Source organism: Candidatus Poriferisodalis sp., from assembly GCF_965214215.1.
Taxonomy (GTDB): domain Bacteria; phylum Actinomycetota; class Acidimicrobiia; order Acidimicrobiales; family Poriferisodalaceae; genus Poriferisodalis.
In genome coordinates, this window is sequence record NZ_CBDCBD010000003.1 from 1,943,851 (window position 1) to 1,968,177 (window position 24,327).

Below are 24,327 nucleotides of genomic sequence, written 5' to 3' on the forward strand. Positions count from 1 at the left end.
TAGCCTCGACCGCGCAGGACAGTTTCGGCTGGTCGTGGGCTCTGCGCACGCGCCCTTGCAGTTCGATTGCAAGCGCTCATTCCGCAGGCACAGCCCCGACCGCAGCTGAGGCGACGCGGACAGGGAGGTTGCGATGACTTACACCGCGGCGGCCTCGCGCGCCTCTGAAAGCACCCACCCCTCCGAGATTGCGAAACTCGCCGGCCCTGTTGCCGCCGAAGCCGGCTGCGTCCTCTATGAGGTGCAGTGGCGAGGCGGAACTCTGGTCGTTCTGGCCTCGGCGGCGGGTGGAAACGCCATCGGCGTCGATGCTCTCAGCCAGCTGAGCCGCCGGCTTTCCGCGGCGCTCGACGCGGCCGACATGATCGATGGTCGCTACGTGCTCGAGGTGTCCAGTCCCGGACTCGAGCGCAGCCTGCACCGTCCGGAACACTTTTCGGGCGCTGTCGGCGAGCGGGCGGTGATCCGCACGAACGGGCCGCTGCGCCAGCGCATCGTCGGCGAGATTCTGAGCGCCGACAGCGCTGCTGTCTCGATCTGCATCGAGGAGATGTCCGCACATCCTTCGGGTCATTCCGAGGCCCAGCCGGCGGTCGGCCAGAAGCTGTCGGTGCCGTTCGGCGACATTGCCAAGGCCCGCACGACATTCGAATGGGGCTCGCAGCCCAGGCGCGGCTCGGGTTCGGGTAATGCGCCGCGCGCTCAGCGAGGCCAGACACCACGCCAGACATCGAGAGAAGGGCAGCGACGATGAGCGACGCAGCAACACTCGACAGCCGAGAGATCATGGAAGCGCTTCAGGCACTCGCCATTGAGAAGGGCATGACCGTTGATGTGCTGCTCGAGGCGGTCGCGAACGGCCTTGAATCGGCCTATAAGCGCCGGGAGGGCGCCGCTGAGCAGGCCTACGTAGAAATCGACGAGTCGTTCAACATCACGGTCTACGCGCAGGAGGTCGACGAGCTCGGCAATGTCCTGCGGGAATGGGACGACACCCCCCATGACCTCGGGCGGATCGTGGCCCAGACCGTCCGTCAGGTGCTCAATCAGCGCATCCGCGAAGTCGAGCGCGACATGAAATACGACGAGTACGCCGGACGCGAGGGCGACATCGTCACGGGCATCATCCAGCAGAACGACGCTCGCTACACCCTGCTCGACCTGGGTCGCGTCGAGGCGCTGCTCCCTCAGTCCGAGCAAGTGCCCTATGAGCGGCCCGAGCCAAACAGCCGCCTCAAGGCGTACATCGTCGAAGTGCGCAAGACCGCCAAGGGGCCGCAGATCGTCGTGTCGCGCACACATCCAGGATTGATCCGCGAGCTGTTCAAGCTGGAGGTTCCCGAGATCTCCGACGGCGTCGTCGAATTGAAGGCATGTGCGCGCGAGCCCGGCCACCGCACCAAGATCGCCGTCTGGTCGAATGATCCCAATATCGATCCGGTCGGGGCATGCGTGGGTGCGCGCGGCAGCCGGGTCCGACAGGTCGTGAACGAGCTGCGGGGCGAGAAGATTGACATCGTCCCGTTCTCCGACGACCTGCATGACTTCGTGGCCAAAGCGTTGTCACCGGCTCGCGTCCGGGAGGTCCGCTTTCACTCCGAAGAGGGCGTCGCAGAAGTCGTCGTGCCCGACCATCAACTGTCGCTGGCCATCGGCCGCGAAGGTCAGAACGCGCGCTTAGCGGCCCGGCTGACTGGTTGGCGCATCGATATCAAGAGCGAAACGCAGATCGCCGAGGAGGAGGCCGGCTACTCGGGAGAGGAGTGGGCCGAAGGAGAGTGGGTCACCGACGCCCAGACAGGCGAGCAGACCTGGGTGCCTGCGGACGGCAGCGAGGCAATCACCGCAGGCCAGTGGTCTGAAGCGGTCACTGAGCAGCACGATGCCGACGAGACCTCCGCTGATGTTCCGCAGGCCTCCGGCGACGAGACGGCCAGCGACGGCACGGACGAGACCCCCGCAGAGGCCCACACCGACCCCAGTACCCTTCCATCGGACTCGACGACGCCTTGAGGCCGATGGCCCGTCTCGTCGCGTCCCCGTTTCATTCCCTGAGCCCCGCCGGGCACCCCATCAACTCTCGACAGCTCTCCAGACAGAAAGACCGACCGCTTGCCGAAAAAAGTCCGCGTTCACGAGCTCTCCAAAGAGCTGGGCATGACGCTCACCGAGGTGCTCGACGTATGCGAGTCGTTGGGCATCGGTGTGAAGACGCACTCGTCCAGCATGGAGGACGCGCAGGCTGACCGCGTCCGACGCAAGGCCCAGCGCGAGGGGCTGATTCGTGTCGAGCCGCAGCCAGAGGTCCGCAAGGCCCGCAAATCGCCTGCGAAGCACGCTGCGGCGACCTCGCGCGCGGTGCCGCGGGACAGCTCCGCCGAGGCGCAGCAATCCCCGCCGCCGACCCGGCCCGCTCGTCCGGCCCGGCAGGCCCCCGCTGAGCCGAAACCGCCTCGAGAACCTGCGCCGACCCCGCAGGCCGCCCCCGAGAGCCCCACGCCCGCGCCCGCTGCCGAGGCGCCCCCCCCAGCCGCGCCTCGACCTGCGGCACAAGCCCCCTCGGCCCCGCCGCGACCGCCCGATATTCCGCCGCCAGGCACCCCGCCGCCGCCGAGTACATTGCCGTCCGCGGGTGCCCCGCCGCCGGTGCCGCCGCCGCGGCGTCTCGTCACTTCGAGCGGCCAGGAGTCCGCGCGGCCGATCCTGCCGCCGGCGGGGCGGCCCGCAGCACGCGTCGACGAACCGCCGACACCTGCTCGGCCGACGTCCGACGATGGTGCCGGCGCCGCACTGCCGCCGCCGCCTCCCCGTCTGCCGATGCCGCCGAAGTCGGCCGATGGCAAGGCGATCCCACCTCCGCCCGTGCCGCCCCGTTCCGGATCCGGCAAGCCGATTCCACCGCCGCCGGGCCCTCCTCGCACATCCAATCGCAGCGGCGCCCCCTATCGCTCCGGTCCTCCTGGTGGATTCCGCCGTCCAGCGGGCGGCGGTGAGCGCCCCCACGGCGGGGCGCCCGGGGGCGGGCGAGCGCATGCCGGTGGTCCTCCTCCTGCCGGCGGACGCCCAGGCGGGCCTCCCGGCGGCGCCCGTCCCGGAGGACCGCGAGGCGCACCACGAGGCGGTCCGCGAGGCCGCCCCCGTCGTCGCCGCCGCCGCCAGCGCGAGGAGCTGCAGCCCCAGCAGCTCACCGCCTACACGCCGGTGGATGCACCCGTTCCCGACGGCGAGATCGTCGTCGAGCGAGGGTCGACCGCTCAGGAAGTCGCCGCTCGGCTGAATCGCTCAGCCGCCGACATCGTGCGGTTCCTGCTGCAGCAGGGTGAGATGGTGACTGCCACCCAGTCGCTCAGCGACGACATGATCGAGCTTTTCGCCGCTGAGCTTGACGCCGAGGTACGCATCACCGAGCCTGGCGCGGAGCAGGAAGAGGAGCTGCTGCGGGCGCTCGAGGTCGACCTGACCGACGACGGCGCCCAGATCCGACCGCCGGTGGTGACCGTCATGGGTCACGTCGACCACGGCAAGACGCTGCTGCTGGACCGAATCCGATCCTCCAACGTCGTCGAGGGTGAGGCAGGCGGCATCACCCAGCACATCGGCGCGTACCAAACCAAGCGGAAGGATCACCGGATCACGTTCATCGACACGCCTGGTCACGAGGCCTTCACGGCGATGCGCGCCAGGGGGGCCCAAGCCACCGATGTCGTCGTGCTGGTGGTGGCGGCCGACGACGGCGTCATGCCGCAGACTGCCGAAGCCATCGACCATGCACTTGCAGCCGATGTGCCAATCATCGTCGCCATCAACAAGATGGACCGGCCCGGCGCCGATGCCGACCGCGTGCGGGCACAGCTCGCAGAGCGGGGCCTCATTCCTGAGTCCTACGGCGGCGACGTGATCACCGTTCCCATGTCGGCCATGACAGGCGACGGCATCGACGAATTGCTGGATCAGATCCTGCTGGTCGCGGAGCTCGAGGAGCTCAGTTCCCCTGCCAGCGGTCGAGCGGTCGGCATCGTGCTCGAAGCCCACCTCGACCGCGGCCGTGGTCCGGTCGCGACGGTGTTGGTGCAGCGAGGCACCCTGCGCATCGGCGAGCCGATGGTTGCTGGCGCGGCGTGGGGCCGCGTGCGTGCGATGACCGATGATCGAGGGGCCCCGCTCAGCGAGGCGGGTCCAGCGATGCCTGTGCAGGTGCTCGGCCTCGGCGAGGTGGCGCGTTCAGGCGACATGTTCGTCGTGGCACCCGATGAGAAGACTGCAGGCAAGGTGGCGGAGACTCGCGAGCATTGGCAGCGTCAGGCCAGCCTCGCCGGCACCGCCGGCGGAAGCGGTGGCGGCGCGCGGCTCGAAGACATTTTCAAGCAGGTTCAGGCTGGCGAGACAGCCACCCTGAACCTGGTGCTCAAGGCCGATGTGCATGGCTCGCTCGAAGCCGTCACCGACAGCCTGCGCAAGCTCGAACGCCCCGACGTCAAGCTCGCCTTCGTCAGCCGAGGCGTCGGTGGCATCAATGAGAACGATGTGCAGCTCGCTGCCGCATCGGAAGCCACGATCATCGGCTTCAACGTGCGCCCCGACCGTAATGCGCGCCAGACCGCCGAGACCGAGGATGTCGAAGTCCGGCTCTACGAGATCATCTATGACCTCATCTCCGACGTGCAGAACGCCATGGTCGGCCTGCTCGAGCCGGAATTCGAGGAGATCGTCGCGGGCGAGGCGCAGGTGCGTCAGGTATTCCGCATCTCGGGCGTCGGACCTGTTGCCGGCTGCGTCGTCGAACATGGGAACGTGCGCAGCGGCGCCAAAGTCAGGTTCCTGCGTGACGGCGCGATCATCTGGAAGGGAGCGATCAAGTCCCTGCGTCACTTCCAGGACGATGTTGCCGAGGTGTCTTCGGGCATGGAGTGCGGTATCGGTCTCAGTGACTTCTCTGACCTCAAAGAAGGCGACGTGATCGAGACCTACACCGAGCGCGAGATCGCCCGCGTCGCCTGACGGAGCACATATCCGATGTCACGTCGCTCCGGCCGCCGGCGGCGTTCGATGCCCGCCGCGCACCCCTACGAGCGGACCGATCGCGTCGCGCAGCTCGTGCGCGGCGTGGTCGCCTCGGAGATGGAGCGGCTCGACGAGGCGTTCGACGGCATCGTCATCACCGGGGTGGATGTCGATCGTGAGCTGAGCGCCGCGGTCGTGCACTACGACGTGCGTGATCAGGAATCCGATGAAACCGCAGCTGCAGCCTTCGAAACCCACCACCACCGTCTCCAACGAGCCTTGGGCACGGCTACCAGCTTGAGGCGCACGCCTGCGCTTCGCTTCCGCCGGGACCGGGGAGTGATCGAGGCCGAGCGAATCGAAGACCTGCTGGCTGCACTGTCGGACCCCCAGCCTGAATCGCCGCCCTCAGACCCGCGTTTGGACACTGCCGCAGAGCGGGACGAGGGGTCCTGACGGCCGTGGCGCGACGACGCCCCGCGACCACCCATGGCACCGTCATCGTCGACAAACCGCCCGGTCCCACGTCCCATGACGTGGTGGCCATGCTGCGGCGTCGCTTCGGGGAGCGACGCATCGGCCACGCCGGCACGCTCGACCCGTCCGCGACGGGCGTCCTCGTCGTCGGCATCGGCAATGCGACCCGCCTGCTGCGATTCGCCACTGCAGGCCGTAAGAGTTACGAGTGCGAGATCGTGTTCGGGGTGGCGACCAGCACACTCGACGCCGCCGGCGAGACGATCGAGACCTGGAACATGGATCTCGATCCGAGTGAAGTTGCCCGCGTGGCGAAAGGTTTCGTCGGCACCATCTCGCAGCTGCCGCCGATGGTGTCTGCGGTTCGCGTCGGCGGCCGTCGCCTGCACGAGATCGCCCGCTCCGGGCAGACCGCGGAACGCGAACCGCGTGTTGTGGAGGTCTACGGCTTCGAGGTGGCGGCCACCCAGGATCCGCGGGTCTACCGGGCCTCGGTCGACTGTTCGGCCGGCACCTATGTGAGAACGCTCGGCGCCGATGTGGGAAGTGCGCTGGGAGGGGGCGCACACATCCGGGCGTTGCGACGCACGCGCAGCGGTACGTTCTCGCTGCCCGAGGCCGAGTCTCCCGCCGATGCTGTGCTGCGACCACCTGGTGAACTGGTGCGAGATCTGTCTCAGCTCCACCTGTCCGACGACGAAACAGCTCAGGCCCGCCAAGGCGCTCACTTAGCCGCTCGTCGCTACGAAGGCCACGGCCCTTGGGCGCTGTTCGATGCCGCCGGGGGACTCGTGGCGGTGCATGAACGCACCGACGGCCGCCTGCGCGCCACGGTCCTGCCGTCTTCGGACTCGAGCCAGTAAGCACAGATGCCATAGCGGTGGAGGCGGCAGGGGACTCTGCGACGTTGCGACCCGCCGGATCGCTGGAGCAGAGGGTTCTGCCGCCTCCACAGCGGGCGCACCTAGTCGCAGAAGTCTGTCGTGAGTAGCGTTGCACCCATGGAGGTCATTCGCGACTTGGATTGGTGCCCGGTGCTCGAGCACGGCTGCGTCGTGACCGTGGGTGAGTACGACGGCGTCCACCGGGGGCATCGAACCGTGATCTCCGAGATGCATCGCCTGGCAGCCGAGCGTGGCTGCGCTACCGCGGTCGTGACGTTCGACCGCCACCCGGCCACGGTGGTTCGGCCAGAATCCGCACCGTTGCTGTTGTGCGATCTCGACCACAAATTGGAGCTGCTGGCCGAGACCGGGGTCGATTTCACCTTGGTCGTCACGTTCGACGAGGCCCGCGCAGCGGTGCCTGCCGAACAGTTCGCCCTCGAGATCCTCGTCAACTGCCTCACGGCACGCGCTGTCGTGGTCGGTGCGGACTTCCATTTCGGCAAGGGGCGCCGGGGCAACATCTCCACGCTGCGCCAGGTCGGCGCCGAACACGGTTATGAGGTGGTCGGCCTCCCACTGGTCAAGCAGATGACCGGCGACGGCGAAGTCATCTCATCCACGTCGATCCGCGAAGCGCTTGCCGCAGGCGACGTGGAACGGGCACACCGGCTGCTCGGACGGCCGTTCGAGGTACGGGGCGTCGTCACGCTCGGCGACCGCCGTGGCCGCCAGATCGGGGTGCCCACCGCGAACTTGCCCACCACCGCTGACCTGCAGATTCCTACCGACGGCGTGTATGCGGCGTGGTACGTGCGTCCTGACGGTGCCCAATACCCGGCGGCCGTCAACATCGGTCGTCGCCCAACGTTCTACGACTTTGCCGAGCGTTCGCTGATTGAAGCGCACTTGATCGGCTTTCGCGGTGATCTCTATGACGAGACGGCCAAGGTTCGCTTCGTCCGCAGGCTGCGACCCGAGCGACGCTTCGATGGCATCGACGAACTGAAGGTTCAGCTCCGCCGCGACATCGAAGACGCTGCGAAGTGCCTGCACACCTGAGAGCTTGAGGCGAGTTGCCGGCCGCCTCCGCAGCGGGCATGCAGGGGTCCCGCTGGTAGCCTGCACGACTGACAAGAGACAGAACAGCGCGGCTGGGTCGCCCAGCCGAGACGTCGCAGCAAACCTCGCAAACGCAGTCTGCGTATTCGCAGCAATCGACAGCGCAGCATTTGCTCGGCGCCACAACGACAGGGAATACAGCAACGGCATGAGTGCCAAGAGATCAAGTCCAGCGGCCTCGGTGATTGACGAACATCGCCATTTCGAGGCCGACACCGGATCGCCCGAGGTTCAGGTCGCTCAGCTGAGCGCCCGCATCGAGCACCTCACCGAACACCTTCAGACTCATAAGAAGGACCACCACACCCGCCGAGGGCTGCTGAAGCTCGTCGGTCGTCGGCGCAGGCTGCTCGATTACCTGAGCGCCAATGACGTCGAGCGCTACCGAGCTTTGATCGCAAAGCTCGGTCTGCGGCGCTGAAGCGGTTCCGGGCGACATCAGTCTTCTCGCGCACCGCTGCGTGTGCCATGGACTCGCCACCGCTTCACGTGCACTGCGGGGACTCACACCCCATGGGACGACACGACCTCATGAATATCAACCAACAGGCGGGCCGGAACTCGTTGAAGCAGTCCCGCCACCACAACAGGAGCAGACATGGCTGAAGCCATTTCGGTCACCAGTCCCATCGCGGGCACCGACAAGACCATCACCTTTGAGACCGGCGTGCTCGCCGGCCTCGCAAACGGGGCGGTCACGTCCCGCATTGGCGACACACAAGTGCTCGTCACCGCAACGGCATCAAACCGTCCACGCGACGGCGCATCGTTCTTCCCGCTCACGGTCGACATCGAGGAGCGCATGTATGCGGTGGGCCGGATTCCCGGTTCGTTCTTCCGGCGAGAGGGGCGTGCATCAGACGATGCGATCCTGACCTGCCGGCTGATCGATCGCCCGCTGCGACCCAATTTCCCCAGCGACTACCGCCACGACACACACATCGTGGGCACGATTCTGGGCGCTGACCACGTCAATCAATACGACATCGTCGCGTTGAACGGAGCGTCGGCGGCCCTATGGCTGAGCGGCATCCCGTTCGAGTGCCCGATCGCCGGCGTGCGGATCGCCTACTCCACCGATGGCGAGTGGATCCCGTTCGCTACCCATGAAGAGTCCGAGGCTGCCACGTTCGAGATGGTCGTGGCCGGCCGCCAGCTCCCGAGTGGCGACATCGCCGTGATGATGGTCGAGGCCGGCGGAACGGAGAAGTCGTTCTCGTACTACGAGCAGGGCGCGCCAAAGGTCACCGAGGACGTGCTCGCAAGCGGTCTCGAGGCCTCCAAGCAGTGGATCGACGACATCATCGAGATGCAGAAGTCGCTGCGCCGGCTGGTGGAGGAGCAATCCGGCCCCATCGTCCAGATGGAGTACACCTCCAGCAAGGACTACGCCGACGAGGTGCTCGACCGCGTCCGCGAGGTCGCTTCGGATCGCATGCGTGAGGTGATGGCCATCGCCGACAAAGCACAGCGCGAGGCGGCGCAATCTGAGACCAGCAGCGCCGTGATCGACGAGGTTGCTGCGGAGTTTGCCGATCTCGACGGTGCGAAGGGTCAGATCCGTGAAGCCGTCAGGTCGTTGTCGAAGGAGATCGTGCGCGAGCGCATCGTGGCGGACGGCTTCCGCATTGACGGGCGGGCGACCGATGAGGTTCGGCCGCTCTCGTCAGTTGCGGGCTATCTCGGGCGCACCGCTCACGGCTCGGGTCTGTTCCAGCGCGGCGAGACCCAGGTGCTGAACGTCACCACCTTGGGAATGTCTCGGATGGAGCAGATCGTCGACACCCTGAATCCTCAGGACCGGCGCCGGTTCATGCACCACTACAACTTCCCGCCGTTCTCCACCGGTGAAGCGGGCTTTATGCGTGGCCCCAAGCGTCGCGAGATCGGCCACGGCGCACTTGCTGAGCGTGCGATCTTCCCGGTCGTTCCGTCCAAGGAAGACTTCCCGTACACCATCAGGCTGGTGTCCGATGTGCTCACCTCCAACGGGTCCACGTCGATGGGGTCGGTGTGCGCATCGTCGCTGTCGCTGATGGATGCCGGCGTGCCGATTGTGGATCACGTTGCCGGCGTGGCCATGGGTTTGGTGTACGCCGACGGCAAGTACGTGACGCTCACCGACATCTTGGGTGCCGAGGACGCATTCGGCGACATGGACTTCAAAGTGGCGGGTACCGAGGACGCCATCACGGCGCTCCAGCTCGACACCAAGATCGAAGGCATTCCCGCCGAGGTGCTGGCCCAGGCGTTGCAGCAAGCACGGCAGGCTCGCCTGCAGATCCTCGAGGTCATGCGCGCGGCAATCGCCGAGCCGAGGCCCGACGTCGGCGAGACCGCGCCGAAGATCACCAGCTTCGAGATTCCGATCGACAAGATCGCCGAGGTCATCGGCCCGCGGGGCAAGGTCATTAACTCCATCCAGGAAGAGACCGGCGCCGACATCAACGTGGACGACGACGGCACGGTGGGCACCGTCAGCATCGGTGCCACCGACCGCGATGTCGTGGAAGAGGCTGAGCGGCAGATCCGGCTGATCGTCAACCCGCCGACGCCTGATGTGGGCGCCACCTATGAAGGTCGCGTGGTGAATATCACCAAGTTCGGCGCGTTCGTGAACGTGCTGCCCGGTACCGACGGGCTGCTGCACATCTCGAAGCTGGGCGGCAAGCGACGGCTGAACTCGGTCGAGGAAGTGCTTGAGCTCGGCGACGTCATCAGCGTGATCGTCGAAGAGATCGACCCCAACGGCAAGATCAGCCTCACGCCTGCCGACCCGACCCAGGTCGGTGGAAGCGAAGGCGACGATGACGGGTCGAGCGACGACGCGCCGCCGCGGCGAGACCGCGGCCGCGACCGGGATCGGGATCGGGGCAGCAGCGGCAACGGCACGCGCCGATCCCGCACGCCCGTAGCCGCCGCCGTGCCGGCGGGCGGCGGCGCAGATGCACCGGATGCCGCCACCGATGGCGCTGACGATGGCGGCGCCGCATCGGCACCGACCGGCACTGCCCGGGAGGATGTCTCGTTCGGCGAGCATTTCGAGCAGATCGCCAAAGACGTCTACGGCGACCTCGGGCCCGAGCTCGAGCAGTCCGGACGGGGTTCAGGCCGGCGTCGCGGCCGCCGTTGACCAACGCAGCCCGGCGGCCTCGGTGCCGCCGGGCTGACTCGAACGCCTTGCAGTAGCAGCGTCCGCAGGCGGGCCTGCTCGCCGACGAACCTATGCGCGTCGGTCTCGTTCGCTGCGCTGGCGGGTTGCCGGGCCCCCGGCTCAGCCCCTTGGCGCTACTAGCGTGGCGACCGTGAGGGTGATGGTGTTCGGTGCGGGCGGGCGCATGGGTGCCACGGTCTGCGAGGCGGTCGCTGGCGATGCCGACCTCGAACTCGCGGCCGGGGTCGATCCCGGTGCACCGGACCAGCGCGATGCCACTGACAGCATCGACATCGTGGCAACCGCCGCCGAAGTCGATCCGGCGAGTGTCGACGTCGCGGTGGACTTCACGGTTGCTGCTGCGGCCCGGGAGAATCTCGCGTGGTGCGCGGCGAATGGCGTCCACTCCGTGGTCGGCACCAGCGGTCTCGACCCCGACGACTACGAGCGATGCCGGGAGGCGTTCACCGCCAGCAACTGCCTCATCGCCCCCAACTTTGCGATCGGCGCGGTGCTCATGATGCGGTTCGCCGAGCTCGCCGCGCCGTTCTTCCCAACCGCTGAGGTCATCGAGCTCCACCACGACAACAAAGTCGATGCGCCCTCGGGTACTGCCATGCAGACCGTGCGTGCCATGGCCGAGGCCTCGGGCGACTGGGCCCCAGATCCCACCCAAGACGAAGTGGTGCCGGGCGCGCGGGGCGGCAAGGGTTCCGGCGGTATTCCGGTTCACTCCGTCCGGCTCCGAGGCCTCGTGGCGCACCAGCAGGTGATGCTGGGCACAGCGGGTGAGACGCTCACCATCCGCCACGACAGCATGGATCGGGTGTCATTCATGCCGGGCGTGCTGCTGGCCTGCAAGGCAATTGCCGATTACCCCGGCGTGACGATCGGCCTCGATACCTACCTGCAGCTCTAGTTGGTGCCAGCGAATCGGTGAGGGGACATGACTCAGTCAAGTTCAACGAACGGCAACCCTGTGCACCACTTCGTGCTGGTCACCGAGGGGTGTGACCTGCTCGACGATGCCAATTTCGAAGTGCTCTACGAGGCGGGCTGTACCGATGCCAGCATCGGACATCGCACAGTGGAGTTCGATCGCAAGGCCCCGACGCGTTGGCACGCCATCCAGCATGCGATCCAGGATGTCAGCGCCGCCTCGAGCCTGTGGGTCATCGATGTGCGCGAAAGCATGGGAACCGGGTCCACCGAACCGACTGCACCTGCCCTCGGATAGGACACAACCTGCGTCGCGGCTGGTCGCGCTGCGATGTCCCGCGCCTTTCCAGTTGACCTCGGCAACACATATCGGCAACGTCGCGGCCAGTTGCCCTAGCGTTGGTACCTGCTTGTGCTATGCGCCGTCTGTTAGACGTGGACGCCCACGAGAGGACGACTTGGAGCAGTGACGGGCTACTTGCTGTACCACCCGGTGGTGGGCGACGCGGATAGCAAAGTGGATTCCTTGCGGCCACATCGGATGCTTGTCGTGGGCGAGCGCGTCCCAGACTCGGTTTCCCTGTCGACCACGGCGCGTAGGCGCGACTCTGATGAGACACAGCTTCCGATGGGCATCTACGTGTTCGACGACGGCGCACAAGTGGAGGTGATGGTCGTCATCGAAGGGGGTAATCCGGCCAGTCCCGCCCATACCGATTGGACGGTGGAATCACATCCGCTCCGCTCCGCCTACGACTGGATGGGTGTTTGGTGGGACGACGCAGACGAGATCGCCGCACCGCTCTTTGAGAACAACGCGCCTGCCTTCATGCGGGGAACCGGACAGGAGGCGTTCGTGCGCAGCCGTGTTTACGAACATGGCCAGTGGTGGTACCGCGTTCGTGTCGACGGACACACCGTCACCGTCCCAGAACGCAGTCTTCAACTCCCCGAACTCGACGACGATCCCTGCGAGTGGATTGCCCGCCCACCGGTCCACGCCGACCGCTTCGCAGCCACGCTCACTCGTGCGAAGCTCCGCGAGCAACTCACGGACACTGTGTACTCGTTTCGTGCCACTAAGACAATTTTCCGTGCGTATCAGTTCCGGCCTGTCATTCGACTTCTCGAGACAGGCCAGCTTCGCCTGCTGATCGCTGACGAGGTCGGCCTTGGGAAGACCATCGAAGCCGGACTCGTTTGGACCGAGCTTGATGCCCGACGGCAGGCCGACCGTGTTCTTGTCGTTTGCCCTTCGATGCTCGTCCCGAAGTGGCGCGCGGAGATGCGTGAACGATTCGACTACGAGCTTGAGGATCTCGACCGGCGAGGCCTCGATGAGATGCTGGAACGAATCGACGATGATCGCATGCCGTCACGGTTCGCTGGCATCTGCAGCCTTGAGCGTCTGCGAGTGTGGTCCGGCCTCGAGGATCTCGCTGAGCTCGCTCCGCGTTTCGATCTGGTCATCGTCGACGAGGCGCATGCGTTCCGCAACTCAGAAACCAGGAGCCACGCGCTGGGAGCGCTGCTGTCCGATTGGGCCGGCGCGCTGGTCTTCTTGTCAGCAACACCGCTGAACCTCGGCAACGAAGACCTCTTCAGCTTGCTCCAACTCCTTGCCCCCGGCGAGTTCGACAACCGATTCGTCCTAGAGCAGCGGCTGGAGCCCAACGCTGTCCTCCACGCCTTGAGCGCCAGCCTCTTCGATGTCGACATGACGAATGCCGACCGCCTTCAGCGACTAGGGAGCGTTGAGTCTCTGGACTTTGGCCCCGCCGTCTCGGTCCGACCGGAGTACCGCGAACTGGTGACGCTTCTCCAACGCGAGACGTTGCCGCCGCGGCAGATCGCCCATGCCAAACGTCTTATCGGCCGACTCCACGCGCTCTCCGCAGTCGTCACGCGCACACGCAAAGTGGAAGTGCAGGAACGGAAGGCGGTGAGAGAAGCCATTCCCATCCCCGTCGCATGGACCAACCCGGAGGCCGATTTCTACGCAGCATTCGAGAAGTGGCAGATCGATCGGGCCATAGCCCTGAAGCTGCCGGTCGGCTTCGCGACTCAGATGCCGCTGCGTCTCGCGAGCACCTGCCTTCCAGCCGCCAGGGACCGAGTTTTGAACTGGCAAGACGAGCGCGGGGACGAAGACCTCGACGCAACCACAGACGACGTTTCGTGGGACCTCACGAATCCCCCTGCCGATGTGCTCGAATGCGCGCGCCGAATGGGTGAGGTTGACACCAAGTTCGACGCCTTCCTTGCGCATCTCCGACCGATCATCGAAGACGGCCGACGAGTCCTGGTCTTCACTTTCTCGCGTCGCGCGTTGGCGTACCTCAGCGAACGCCTGAGCACAGATTTTCGCATTGCAGTCATGCACGGCGGGGTAGGCCGCGACGCCCGGCACGACATCATGCGACGATTTCGCGACCACGACTTCGACGTTCTCCTTGCGAGCCGGGTCGCGAGCGAAGGTCTCGACTTCGAATTCTGCTCGGCCGTCGTCAACTACGACCTCCCGTGGAATCCAATGGAGGTCGAACAACGGATCGGCCGAATCGACCGATTCGGCCAAACCGAGGAGAAGATTCTCGTCCTCAATTTCCACACACCCGGAACCATCGAATCCGACATCATCGAACGAGTGCATCAGCGGATCGGTGTCTTCACGGACTCCATTGGTGAGCTTGAGCCGATCCTCCAGTCGCGGATGGGAGACCTGCGACGCGCAATGCTCGACTTCTCTTTGTCGAAGGCTCAACGAGAACTCAGACTGAACGAGACGCTCGCAGCGATCGAGGAACAGCGGCTCGCTATCGGAGACGTCGAAGCCGCGGCCGCATACCTGTCATCGACCGATACCGCAGAGATCGACGGGCTCGAGAAAGATCTCCTTGAGTCCGGCCGGTACATCGGCCAGCCAGAGTTGGTCCGCCTGCTTCGTGACTGGGCCGCAGGCGCACCCGGGGCGCGCTGCGAAGTGGACCGCAGCGGCACATTCCTCACATTCCGCGGCAACCCCGCGATGGAACAACAGCTTCGAGGTGTGCAATCTGCGGGGGAGCGATCACGAGCCGAAGTTGACGAACTGGCCAAGGCGATGCTCGACGAACGAGATGTGGTGCTCTGCCTCGATCCGGAGCGCGCCCGCAAGACAGGCCAGCCCCTCCTCTCAGCCACCAGTCCGCTGGTGCGAGCAGCGCTCCGGGTTCCCGGATCATCCCAAGCCCGATTCAGCCATGTCCGCGTTAAGAGCAGTGCTGCCGCCCAAGGCTTGTACTTCGTTCTCGTGGCTCTGGCTCGGTGGGAAGGGCTCCGACCGTCGGCTGAGTTCTGGACGGCGGCGGTGAACCTCGAAACAGGAAACCTGACGAGTGCAACCGTGGGGCCGGCGGTCTTGGCTGCTCTCGCAGAGTCCCAGCTTGAAGAAGGGGACGTACAAGCCGGCACGCCCATTAGCGCTTGTCTCCGACAAGCCGAACGCTCTCTCCGCCTGCGACAACAGGAGGAGTCCGAGCGCCGTGAAGTGATGAACTCAGCGCTCGTCGAGTCCCGACGCATCAGCCTGCGGGAGACCCACGCTCGGAAGGTAGCTCAGATCGAGCGCCGCATCGAGACCCTGAGAGAAGGCGGGAACACCGGGGTGATTCGCCTCCAAGAAGCGCAGCGATCGAATCAAGACCGACTGCTGCGCGAAGCCGAGGAACGACTCGAACAAAGCCTTCATTGCCATATGGACGTCGAGGCGGTTGCTGTCTGCCTGGCCGAGGTGACGTCAGAGTGACTGACGCGACACGCGATCAAGATCGTCAAGCCGTACTTGACGCCGAACGGGCAGTCAATGAGCAGTATCTGGCCGAGATCGAACGTCTGCTTGCCAAGCAGCCGCATCTCGTCAAGCAGATCGATGTTGTTCAAAGTCAGCAGTGGACCACCGCCGCGCTTCCTCGACCGGGCATCGACTGCGGCGCAATCGCTGCACTCATAGGCCGGGTCGCGCTTTCGGATGGCCACCCCTACAGCGACGAGATGGGCCAGACCTTCTACATCGCTGGCTCGCGCGTCAAGGAGAACGCGTTCGAGACTGTCAACTGGGCTGCCCCGATCGCACGTCTGTACTTCGACGGTCGCTCGTCGGAACACGAGATTGCGTCATCGGTGGACGGCCGACGGACGTTCGTGCCTCGCCTCACCGATCTCGCTGACTACTTCGACGAGATCGAGAACGACGTCGCAGACCCATTCAGGCACCGGGCGCGTGCCCTTGAGGTCCCGGCAGCGCCGACGCGGCGACGGCCGAATGTTCAGCGGCCTCAGCAGCAATCGCCTGAGCCTGAACGCGTGAGGCTTGATGAACCGCCGAGACTCGAACCGGCTGAGCCGTCGCCTGAGCCGGCCGAGGTCGCAAGCGGAGTCGATGCTCGGCAGGGAGGTCTTCGCGCTGCTGAGGCGGTCGTCCAGGTCATGCAGATGCCGAAGCAGGGCCGCATGGGTGCGATCCTGCCGACGATGCAGCCCGACCAGTACCGCTTGGTGGCCGCTGCCGCCGACCGAGGGCTCATAGTCCAAGGCCAACCCGGTACGGGCAAGACCGCTATCGCTGTCCACAGAGCCGTCTACCTCACAAGCGTCGAGCGGGATTCGGAACGGGTCGCTCGCATCGCAATCATCGGGCCGTCCGATCATTACGTCGAACATGTGGCGCCGATGATTTTCGAATTGAAGGAACCGGGGGCCGATATCAAGGTCCTCAGTCTTCCTGCCTTGCTGAGCAGAATCGCCGGGCTCCGAGCGATCCCGAAGCCGGGGCGTATCGGGCGAATTGAGTCATCTTGGCCGCTCGGCAGAACGATCGACGGTTTTGCGAAGTCGATAGACGTGCCTCACCTTTCGGGCCGCATGGATCTGCGTGTTCGGCGCGTCGTCGAGGCCATGCAACGCGCCGACGCATCCCAGATTCCTGACACTGATATCCGGGCATGGCTTCGAGAACTGCCCACCTGGAACGAAATCTCCGGACAAGCCCGTTTCCTGCCCATGCTCGCCACGGTCGCCTTGGCGGTTGGCTCCACCGAGATCAGCGAACACGCCGGGCACCTCATCATCGACGAAGCACAAGATGTTCGCCCTCTGGAGTGGCGCGTCCTGACGAGTTCGCTGCTTGAAAGCGGTGGCTCGCTGTCGTTGTTCGGAGACATGAACCAGCGGCGATCCGACTGGACAGCGCCTACTTGGCAGAAGCTCGCTGTGGACCTCGAAATGACCGACGACGCCGGGTACTGCGACATGCACGTGCTCCGAACGGGGTACAGGTCGACGCGGCAGATCCTCCGCTTCGCCAACCAGCTGCTGCCTCGGAGCGAACGAGACGAACAAGCGCTTCGAGACGGACCGCAACCCACCGTGACACGCACGTCTGCCAGCGAACTCACCGCAGAAACTATCAATGCAGCTATCGACCTCACCAAACGACACACCGGGATGGTGGCGGTCATCGCCACACAACCGAGACCGGTGTCGACTGAGCTCAGACAGCGCAACTGGGAACGCGGCCGCTGGCAGCACAGCTGGACCCGTGACGGGGCAACAGTGGTCGTTCTCCACCCGGACGAAGCACGAGGACTCGAGTTCGACGCAGCGGTCGTCGTGGAGCCGGGGGACTTTCCCGAGAATGTCGGCAGGCAGGGCGTGCTCTACACGAGTCTGACTCGCGCCAACAAGGAGCTCATCGTCGTCCATACCCGGCGGCTTCCACGCGTTCTCCGCCCGCCCCGCTGATCGCCATAGAGCAGCGGTCCGTCGTGGGCACTTGACGTAGGGTCACGTTGGCCATGACGGAGGCTGTTGGAGGCGAGGATACACAACGACTGGACAAGCATCAGACGCCAGCTTGGACCCGAGTTCAACTACGGGCCGGGACACCTGTTCTGTGTGCGACATGAGGACCTGGAATGAGAGAACGGACGCCGTTCATTGCAGAATTGCCAGAAGAGCTTCACGGCGAAGCTACGCGGGTGCTCCTAGAAGAGCTGGCACATCTCAATGATGAGCCAGACGGATTGGAGGACAGCACGCCATGACCGAAATCCCCGCCGTCGTCAAGTCTGCGGCTGAGGCCTTTCGCCGCAGCCAAGATTCGAAGCTGGTGCGCTCGCTCAGCGATAGCGCTACGCGTCGGGTCGCAAGAGGCGACTTGCGCGTTGTGGAGCCTCCAGTCCGGGAGGCTGCAGCCGGCACGCGGCGACTGTGCCTCGTCGTCGGTGTCGATCCGGCGGCTGACTTCGCTGAGGTTGTGCTGGTCCACAGCGCTCCGGAACTCGCAACGAGCGTCGACGGCGTCGTCCCGAGTTCAACGACCGGGGCGCCTTATTGCGCCGTTGTCCAAACGGACCTTCGCGGCGTCGCTTGGACCTTCCAGCTCGGTCGTTTGGTCGGCTATCTGGACGAAGGATCTCTTGAGGCATTGAGCTCAATTGCACTCGGCAATCCGGCAGCTGAGCGTGCCCAAGGCAACGAGATCTGGAGTGGATCGGCGCTCACCGGCGCAAGCGACGGCCGGTGGACATTCAAGACCGATGAGGGGTCTGCGCTTCGCTCGCTGACCCGCGAGTGCACAGCGGCATTCCTCCACTGCGGCACCGTCGGGGAATTCGATCCTCGCCTGCTACGTCAGGGCTAGCAACCCCGGGGCCGCGCTACCCCTCAGTCGAATGGCAGCACGAGCAGCGCACCCTCGGCGTCGGCCTCGAATTCCTCGATGAGCCCGCGATGCCGAAGCAACAACTCAAGGATGGCGCGAGTCGACGCGTTGCCGGCCCGGACCCAGATCGCCTTCGGCGGCGGACCGTGCAGGAATGCAAACTGGCGAAAGTCTGAGTCTTTCGAGACGATCATGTAACCATGAGAGGCCGCGTGATCCCAGATCTCTCGATCCGTGGCGGTGTCCAAGCCGTAGTCGACGACGTGATGACTTTCCGGGAACGCCGAGGCGACCAAGGCAACTAGCCGGTACGAGAGGTTCTGGTCGAAGAGAAGCTTCACACCGGCGCTACGAGGCGGCGCTCGCGCATCGCGGCGAATTCGAGCGTCGCCCGTATGTGTTGCTCGGTGAGCTCAGGGAAGTCGTTGACGATTTCCTGGCTGGACATGCCGGATGCCAAGTATTCCAGGACGTCGTAAACGGTGATGCGCGTACCGACGAAGCATGGCTTCCCGCTCCGTACGCCGGCTTTAGTGACTATCAGCGACGAGGCATCCATCGGCCTCCATCGTAGTGACAGCAGCCCGGATGTCTGAAGCCGATTTCTCGACTGACGGGCAAGTACGTCGGCGCGAGTCAAGCGCTGTCTCGGCGCTCAGTGAGGCGGCACGGCGTTCGCGCGCCGCACAGCGATCACGCTGGCGCGAGTCAAGCGCTGTCTCGGCGCTCAGTGAGGCGGCACGGCGTTCGCGCGCCGCACAGCGATCACGCTGGCGCGAGTCAAGCGCTGTCTCGGCGCTCAGTGAGGCAGTCCGATGCCGTTGGATCCAACCCGCTGCTCTCGGTCTGGTACGCGGCCACCTCCGCGGCGTCGAGGTCGTCGAGTGCATCGCGAACCGAATCCCACCACTCGTCGCGACTCAGCTGGCGCAAGGCTTCGGTAACCACCTCTCCGTCAGTCGAGCGACAGCACTGTGGCTGAGATGGCCGGGCGGCGTCGGGTCCGGGTGCCGACGAAGCTGCCGGTGGCGCGGCGGACGATCCGCTCGACTTCGTCAGGGTCGGGACGGTTCCGAGCTGCCTTGACGGTTCGCTCGACCTTCTGTGCGATCTCGTCGGACAGGGCTTCGACCACGTCGGCGTGCTTCGTCACGTCGAGCCAGCCTCGCGAGGCGATGTCGGGTGGTGCCGCGAGACGGCCCCGCCCGTCGAGCACGACGGTGACGTGCACGAAGCCTGCTGTCAGGGCCAAGCGCTCGGCGATGACTTCGGCGTCGGGGTCGTCGAGCGTCCCGTCCACGTAGTGATAGGGCGCCGGCACGCCGGCACGGACCTGTAGCTCGGCGCCCTTGAGCGTGATCTGCGCTCCGTCGGTCAGCGTCAGCACCCGTTTGGCCTTCATCCCAAGCTCGCGGGCGAGCTGCGCGTGGCGAGCCAGCATGTGGAATTCGCCCTCGATCGGCACGAACCAGCGCGGTCGGCACGCCTTGTGCAGCTCCCGCAGCTCGTCTCGCTGCGCATGGCCGGACGTGTGCACGAGTTCGTGCCCGTCGTGAATCACTTCGGCACCCCGGCGCGCCAATCCGGACACCATGCGAAAGACTGAGCGTTCGTTGCCTGGGATCGGGTGGCTCGACAGCACCACGGTGTCGTCGGGGCCGACACTGATCTCGGGGTGATTGCCGTGAGCGATCAGTGACAGCGCAGCATTGGGCTCGCCCTGGCTGCCGGTGCACACGATGCAGACCTCCGACGGCTCGAAGCGGTCGAGCTGCTCGACGCCGAACAGGGAACGCTCGGGAACGTCCAGCACCCCGAGCTGGCGAGCTATCCGCACGTTGTTCACCATCGAGCGGCCGACGGGCACGACGGCACGGCCCTGTTCGATCACGGCATCGCAGATCTGCTGGACTCGGTGCAGGTGGCTGGCGAAGCAGCTCACGATGAGTCGGCGATCGGGGCGCTGCGTGAAGAGCCGCCGGAGGGTGGCGCCGATCTCGGTCTCCGACGCGCTGCGCCCAGGACGGTCGGCATTGGTCGAATCGGCCATCAGCAGGGCGATGCCTTCGGTGCCCAGCGCTCGCAACCGATCCAGGTCGGTGAGACGGCCGTCGACCGGCGACTCGTCGATCTTGAAGTCTCCCGTGTGCACGAGTGCACCGGCCGGCGTGTGCAGCACGATGCACAGGCTCTGGGGCACCGAGTGGGTGATCGGCAGCGCTTCGACGTCGAACGGGCCGATCTTTCGCCGCTCGCCGTCGCCGATGACATGAAATGACGTGCGGTCGGTCAGGCGGGCCTCGGTCACCTTGTGCTCCGCCAATGCCATGGACAGCGCAGACCCGTACAGCGGAACCTCGATGTTGCGCAGGAAGTGGGGCACGCCGCCGAGGTGGTCCTCGTGGCCGTGCGTCACCACCAGCCCGACGACGTCGCGGGCACGCGAGTTGAGCCAGCCCATGTCGGGCAGCACCTGCTGTACCCCGGGCATGATCGCCGGGTCGGGGAACATGACCCCGAAATCGATGACCAGCAGCTTGCCGCCGGACTCGACGACGGTGCAGTTGCGACCGACGTCGCCGAGCCCGCCGAGGAAGGTGACGGTGACCGGCTGTCTCGATGCGCCCTCCGCTCGAGCGTCCGACCGCGTCGAAGTGCTGGACGCCGCGGGGCGCCTCCCGCGCCGACTCAAGTCTGCTTCAGTCGGGCGTAGACCTCGCGTGCGCGGTCTTCCAAGCCGTCGGGCGTCGGACCCATCGGCAGACGGGGCTCGCCAACCGGCAGGCCTAGCGTGCGCAGCATGGCCTTCGTCGGCACCGGATTGGGCGCCGCATCACCGGTCTCGAAGTCGTAGCTCTCGAGCAGAGCTGCGTTGATCTCCCGGGCCTTGGTCGTGTCGCCAGCCTCCCAGGCGTCGAACATCGCGACGTGCTCGGGGATCGACCAGTGCGCTGCGACGCTGATCACGCCCACAGCTCCCACGGCCAGCAACGGCAGCGTGAAGCTGTCGTCGCCGCTGTAGACCTCGAAGCCCTCCGGCGCCTCGGCGATGACCTTGGCGGTCTCGCCGGGGTTCCCCGCCGCGTCCTTCACGCCCACGATGTTCGGAATCTGCGCCAGTTCCAGCAGCGTCGGAGTGTTGATCTTGCGCCCCGTGCGAACCGGGATGTCGTACATGACGATCGGAAGGTCGGTGGAATCGGCCACGGCCGCGAAGTGCGCGGCGATGCCTGCCTGTGAGGGGCGGTTGTAGTAGGGCGTCACTGCCAGGATGCCGTCGACGCCCAGCTCGGCCGCCTTGCGGGTCTGGCTCACCGAATGCGCCGTGTCATTGGTAGTCGTGCCGGCCACCACCGGGACCGTGACGGCCTCGGCGACGGCGCGCCAGAACTCCCAGTCTTCCTCGTCGGTGATGGTGGGTGCCTCGCCGGTAGTGCCGGTGATGACGAGTCCCTCGGCGCCCTCGGCTACGAGCCAGCGCGCCAACCTCACGCCTGCGTCCACATCCAGCGAACCGTCCGCCGCGAACGGCGTGATCATTGCCGGAACCACTCGTCCGAATCGCGCGCTCATGGGTTCGAGACTACTGCTGAGCCGCCGCGACGAGGGTCTTGATCTTGCTGCGGGATCTCGGCCGCGATGACCTCAGACACTTCCTTCGTCGGCCCGGTTGATGCCGAGGGTGGCCAGCAGGTCCTCGTGCAGCTCGAACCAGACGGTGTGGTAGCTCGGGATCATCGGCTTGGTGAGGTAGTCCAAATCACCCGCCTGCAGCCGGTTCAGGGCATCAGCGAACCGGGGCGCATAGTTCTCGTAGCGACCCATAGCACTGCAGAGCGCATGGAGCACGCCCGACAGCTCGATGTGCAGCGACTGCAGGCGCTCGATGATCGCTGCGTCGTAGTCCGGGTCGCTGTGGTCGTTGAGGCGGCCGCCGTCACCGGGTCCGGCATCAGCCGCAGCCGGATGATCGGCGGGCCAGACCTGCCAGTCAGTGCACAGCTGCAGCATCTTGGGATTCAGCGCCAAGAACTCTTGGTACGCCGAGATGACCGCGTCCCGAGTACCTGCCTCGTCGAGCTCAGCCGCAAGGGCGGCTTCGCCGTCGTCGCGGCCGGTGGGCGTGAGGATGAACTTCGGCACGCCGCCGACCTCGCGGAACATGCAGTGCCCGGCCGCGTCCAGCTCGGCCAGCAGCCACTCGGTGTCGTCGGGCTCGAGCCCGTGAATTGCGGCAACGTCGTCGATCTCGCCGAGACCTTTGAGACGCAGCGCCAGCCAGACGAGCAGGCGCGGTTCGGAACGGTGCGGCCGGCCTCGGCCGGTGTCGATGCTGCTCACCGGTCGCTCACTCAACAACGAGGTCGGCGAAGCGATCCCGCAGAGTCTTCTTGGAGAACTTGCCGGTCGACGTCTTCGGGACCTCGTCGATGATCTGGGTGGCGCTGGGCAGCCACCACCTCGCCATCCGCGGCGTGAGGTAATCAATCAGCTCGTCATGGGTGATCGTCTCGCCCTCGACGGTCACCACGCACGCCATCGGGCGTTCCATCCAGCGCTCCGATGCCACGGCGACCACTGCGGCCTCGGCCACCTTCGGATGACTCATGATCTCGTTTTCCACCTCGGCCGAGCTGATCCACTCCCCGCCGGACTTGATTAGGTCCTTGGTGCGGTCCACGAGCCGGATGTATCCGTTCGGGTCGCAGGTGGCCACATCGCCGGTGCGCAGCCAGCCGTCATCGGTGAATGAGTCCGAAGCGTCGGGCCGCTTGTAGTACGAGCCCGTCACATATGGCCCCCGCACCTGCAGCTCGCCCGACGACTCGCCGTCGTGGGGCAGAACGTTGGCGGTGTCGGGCTCGCAGATGCGGAACTCCACCGTGGGCAGGACCGTGCCCACCGTGGTGCGCAGGTCGGCCTTGGCATCGTCGTCGAGGTCCTGCTGACCCGAACGAATATGGGCAAGCGAGCACAGCGGGCTGGTCTCGGTCATGCCCCATGCCTGCAGGATCGGCAGCCCCACCGTTTCCCGGTAGCCCTCCGACAGCGCCTTTGGCACCGCGGATCCGCCGCACGGAATCGCACGCAGGCTTGAGGTGTCGCGCCCTTCGAGCTCGCCGAGCACCCCCATCCAAATCGTAGGCACGCCGGCGGCGAGGGTGACCCGCTCAGTCTCGATCAGCTCGGCCAGTGGCTTGGGTGCCAGGTTCGGACCGGGGTTGACGAGCTTCGCTCCGGCCGCGACCGCCGCATGGCTGAGTCCCCAGGCGTTGGCGTGGAACATCGGCACCACGGGCATGACCACGTCGCTCTCGCACACGCCGACGGAGTCGACCAGCATCGCTGCCATCGTGTGAAGGTAGGTGGAACGGTGGCTGTAGACGACGCCCTTGGGCTCACCCGTGGTGCCGCTCGTGTAGCACATCGACGCCGCCTGACGTTCGTCAGCCACTCGAAAGCCAGCAGGCGACGCCGCGGCCAGCAGCTCCTCGTAGTCGACGATGCGAGAGTCGTCGGGAATATCCGGCGCGCCGCCGCCCGAGTCGTCCATGATCACCACGTGGCGCACCGTGTGCATCTCGTCCACCAGCGGCCACAGTGCTCCCAGCAGCGAGCGATCGACGAAGATCACCTCGTCTTCGGCGTGATTTGCGATGTAGGTGACCTGCTCGGCGAACAGCCGGATGTTCAGCGTGTGGAGCACCCGGCCCGAGCAAGGCGCGGCGAAGTACAGCTCAAGATGGCGGTCGGTGTTCCAGGCGAATGTGGCCACCCGACCGCCGGCCGAGATGCCCAGGTCATCGAGTGCGCCGCCCAGCCGCCGCGTGCGTTCTGCCCAGCGTCCGTAGTCGGTGCGCTCGATGCCGGTGGCCGTCGCGGTGACGAGCTCTTTGTCTGCGAACAGCGTCTCGGCGCGCTCGAAGATCGGATCCAAGGTGAGCGGCACATCCATCATCGTCGAGTCCATGACGCCGCAGGCTAGAGGGCCCGACGCAGCAGCTTCAGAGGCCATGGCGGTGCGGCGCCGGCAGAGGTGCGTAGCC

20 protein-coding genes and 1 pseudogene are annotated in these 24,327 nt (G+C 65.8%); 14 read left to right on the plus strand and 7 right to left on the minus strand.

The window, feature by feature from the left end; translation table 11 throughout:
* The first annotated feature begins 133 nt into the window (after positions 1 to 133).
* From rimP to ACOOF5_RS11295, 14 genes and pseudogenes are all read left to right on the plus strand, one after another.
* A complete protein-coding gene (gene rimP, locus ACOOF5_RS11230; protein WP_420439154.1) occupies positions 134 to 754 on the plus strand; it encodes a ribosome maturation factor RimP in 621 nt (206 codons plus the stop codon).
* Entirely contained in the window at positions 751 to 2,013 is a 1,263-nt protein-coding gene (gene nusA / locus ACOOF5_RS11235; protein WP_420439156.1) for a transcription termination factor NusA, read from the plus strand. The genes rimP and nusA overlap by 4 nt, the downstream gene beginning before the upstream one ends.
* A 99-nt stretch (positions 2,014 to 2,112) precedes the next feature.
* Positions 2,113 to 2,253 (plus strand): annotated as a pseudogene (locus tag ACOOF5_RS11240) (translation initiation factor IF-2 N-terminal domain-containing protein); the annotation flags it as partial.
* A gap of 948 nt (positions 2,254 to 3,201) precedes the next feature.
* A complete protein-coding gene (infB, locus tag ACOOF5_RS11245) occupies positions 3,202 to 4,998 on the plus strand; it encodes a translation initiation factor IF-2 (RefSeq protein ID WP_420440965.1) in 1,797 nt (598 codons plus the stop codon).
* 15 nt (positions 4,999 to 5,013) lie between these two features.
* Positions 5,014 to 5,457 (plus strand): ribosome-binding factor A, encoded by a 444-nt coding sequence (locus ACOOF5_RS11250; RefSeq protein WP_420439158.1) that lies wholly within the window; start codon positions 5,014 to 5,016, stop codon positions 5,455 to 5,457.
* 5 nt (positions 5,458 to 5,462) lie between these two features.
* Positions 5,463 to 6,341, plus strand: coding sequence for a tRNA pseudouridine(55) synthase TruB (truB, locus tag ACOOF5_RS11255; protein WP_420439160.1), 879 nt, complete (start codon positions 5,463 to 5,465; stop codon positions 6,339 to 6,341).
* 138 nt (positions 6,342 to 6,479) lie between these two features.
* Entirely contained in the window at positions 6,480 to 7,424 is a 945-nt protein-coding gene (locus ACOOF5_RS11260; RefSeq protein ID WP_420439162.1) for a bifunctional riboflavin kinase/FAD synthetase, read from the plus strand.
* A 208-nt stretch (positions 7,425 to 7,632) separates the two neighbouring features.
* Positions 7,633 to 7,905, plus strand: a complete 273-nt coding sequence (gene rpsO / locus ACOOF5_RS11265; RefSeq protein WP_420439164.1) for a 30S ribosomal protein S15 — start codon at positions 7,633 to 7,635, stop codon at positions 7,903 to 7,905.
* Positions 7,906 to 8,082: 177 nt separating this feature from the next.
* On the plus strand, positions 8,083 to 10,617 hold the full coding sequence (locus ACOOF5_RS11270) for a polyribonucleotide nucleotidyltransferase (RefSeq protein ID WP_420439166.1): 2,535 nt from the start codon (positions 8,083 to 8,085) through the stop codon (positions 10,615 to 10,617).
* Between the two features lie 181 nt (positions 10,618 to 10,798).
* Positions 10,799 to 11,557, plus strand: coding sequence for a 4-hydroxy-tetrahydrodipicolinate reductase (dapB, locus tag ACOOF5_RS11275; protein ID WP_420440967.1), 759 nt, complete (start codon positions 10,799 to 10,801; stop codon positions 11,555 to 11,557).
* Positions 11,558 to 11,584: 27 nt separating this feature from the next.
* Positions 11,585 to 11,875 carry a hypothetical protein gene (locus ACOOF5_RS11280; RefSeq protein WP_420439168.1) on the plus strand — a complete coding sequence of 97 codons (291 nt, stop codon included), beginning with the start codon at positions 11,585 to 11,587 and terminating at the stop codon, positions 11,873 to 11,875.
* A gap of 168 nt (positions 11,876 to 12,043) precedes the next feature.
* Entirely contained in the window at positions 12,044 to 15,364 is a 3,321-nt protein-coding gene (locus ACOOF5_RS11285) for a helicase-related protein (protein ID WP_420439170.1), read from the plus strand.
* Positions 15,361 to 17,358: an AAA family ATPase gene (locus ACOOF5_RS11290; RefSeq protein ID WP_420439172.1), complete on the plus strand. Its 1,998-nt coding sequence runs from the start codon at positions 15,361 to 15,363 to the stop codon at positions 17,356 to 17,358. Before ACOOF5_RS11285 ends, ACOOF5_RS11290 begins: the two co-directional genes overlap by 4 nt.
* A gap of 298 nt (positions 17,359 to 17,656) precedes the next feature.
* Positions 17,657 to 18,259, plus strand: coding sequence for a hypothetical protein (locus ACOOF5_RS11295; RefSeq protein ID WP_420439174.1), 603 nt, complete (start codon positions 17,657 to 17,659; stop codon positions 18,257 to 18,259).
* Between the two features lie 23 nt (positions 18,260 to 18,282).
* On the opposite strand, the gene ACOOF5_RS11300 is transcribed toward ACOOF5_RS11295, so the two are convergent.
* From ACOOF5_RS11300 to ACOOF5_RS11330, 7 genes are all read right to left on the minus strand, one after another.
* Positions 18,283 to 18,621 carry a DUF5615 family PIN-like protein gene (locus ACOOF5_RS11300; protein WP_420439176.1) on the minus strand — a complete coding sequence of 113 codons (339 nt, stop codon included), beginning with the start codon at positions 18,619 to 18,621 and terminating at the stop codon, positions 18,283 to 18,285.
* Positions 18,618 to 18,839 carry a DUF433 domain-containing protein gene (locus ACOOF5_RS11305; protein ID WP_420439177.1) on the minus strand — a complete coding sequence of 74 codons (222 nt, stop codon included), beginning with the start codon at positions 18,837 to 18,839 and terminating at the stop codon, positions 18,618 to 18,620. Before ACOOF5_RS11305 ends, ACOOF5_RS11300 begins: the two co-directional genes overlap by 4 nt.
* A 221-nt stretch (positions 18,840 to 19,060) precedes the next feature.
* A complete protein-coding gene (locus ACOOF5_RS11310) occupies positions 19,061 to 19,228 on the minus strand; it encodes a hypothetical protein (RefSeq protein ID WP_420439179.1) in 168 nt (55 codons plus the stop codon).
* Positions 19,229 to 19,235: 7 nt separating this feature from the next.
* Positions 19,236 to 20,972, minus strand: coding sequence for a ribonuclease J (locus tag ACOOF5_RS11315; protein ID WP_420439181.1), 1,737 nt, complete (start codon positions 20,970 to 20,972; stop codon positions 19,236 to 19,238).
* The gene (dapA, locus tag ACOOF5_RS11320; RefSeq protein ID WP_420439183.1) at positions 20,969 to 21,853 is read right to left on the minus strand and encodes a 4-hydroxy-tetrahydrodipicolinate synthase; all 885 of its coding nucleotides are present in this window, start codon (positions 21,851 to 21,853) and stop codon (positions 20,969 to 20,971) included. Before dapA ends, ACOOF5_RS11315 begins: the two co-directional genes overlap by 4 nt.
* Positions 21,854 to 21,925: 72 nt before the next feature.
* Entirely contained in the window at positions 21,926 to 22,621 is a 696-nt protein-coding gene (locus tag ACOOF5_RS11325) for a transcriptional regulator (RefSeq protein ID WP_420439185.1), read from the minus strand.
* A gap of 7 nt (positions 22,622 to 22,628) precedes the next feature.
* Positions 22,629 to 24,251: a long-chain fatty acid--CoA ligase gene (locus tag ACOOF5_RS11330; protein ID WP_420439187.1), complete on the minus strand. Its 1,623-nt coding sequence runs from the start codon at positions 24,249 to 24,251 to the stop codon at positions 22,629 to 22,631.
* Positions 24,252 to 24,327: the final 76 nt, after the last annotated feature.

Coding starts and splice junctions, on each gene's coding strand:
- rimP (WP_420439154.1), top strand. CDS start 134: ATGACTTACACCGCGGCGGCCTCGCGCGCCTCTGAAAGCACCCACCCC.
- nusA (WP_420439156.1), top strand. CDS start 751: ATGAGCGACGCAGCAACACTCGACAGCCGAGAGATCATGGAAGCGCTT.
- ACOOF5_RS11250 (WP_420439158.1), top strand. CDS start 5,014: ATGTCACGTCGCTCCGGCCGCCGGCGGCGTTCGATGCCCGCCGCGCAC.
- ACOOF5_RS11260 (WP_420439162.1), top strand. CDS start 6,480: ATGGAGGTCATTCGCGACTTGGATTGGTGCCCGGTGCTCGAGCACGGC.
- rpsO (WP_420439164.1), top strand. CDS start 7,633: ATGAGTGCCAAGAGATCAAGTCCAGCGGCCTCGGTGATTGACGAACAT.
- ACOOF5_RS11270 (WP_420439166.1), top strand. CDS start 8,083: ATGGCTGAAGCCATTTCGGTCACCAGTCCCATCGCGGGCACCGACAAG.
- dapB (WP_420440967.1), top strand. CDS start 10,799: ATGGTGTTCGGTGCGGGCGGGCGCATGGGTGCCACGGTCTGCGAGGCG.
- ACOOF5_RS11280 (WP_420439168.1), top strand. CDS start 11,585: ATGACTCAGTCAAGTTCAACGAACGGCAACCCTGTGCACCACTTCGTG.
- ACOOF5_RS11295 (WP_420439174.1), top strand. CDS start 17,657: ATGACCGAAATCCCCGCCGTCGTCAAGTCTGCGGCTGAGGCCTTTCGC.
- ACOOF5_RS11305 (WP_420439177.1), bottom strand. CDS start 18,839: ATGGATGCCTCGTCGCTGATAGTCACTAAAGCCGGCGTACGGAGCGGG.
- dapA (WP_420439183.1), bottom strand. CDS start 21,853: ATGAGCGCGCGATTCGGACGAGTGGTTCCGGCAATGATCACGCCGTTC.
- ACOOF5_RS11330 (WP_420439187.1), bottom strand. CDS start 24,251: ATGGACTCGACGATGATGGATGTGCCGCTCACCTTGGATCCGATCTTC.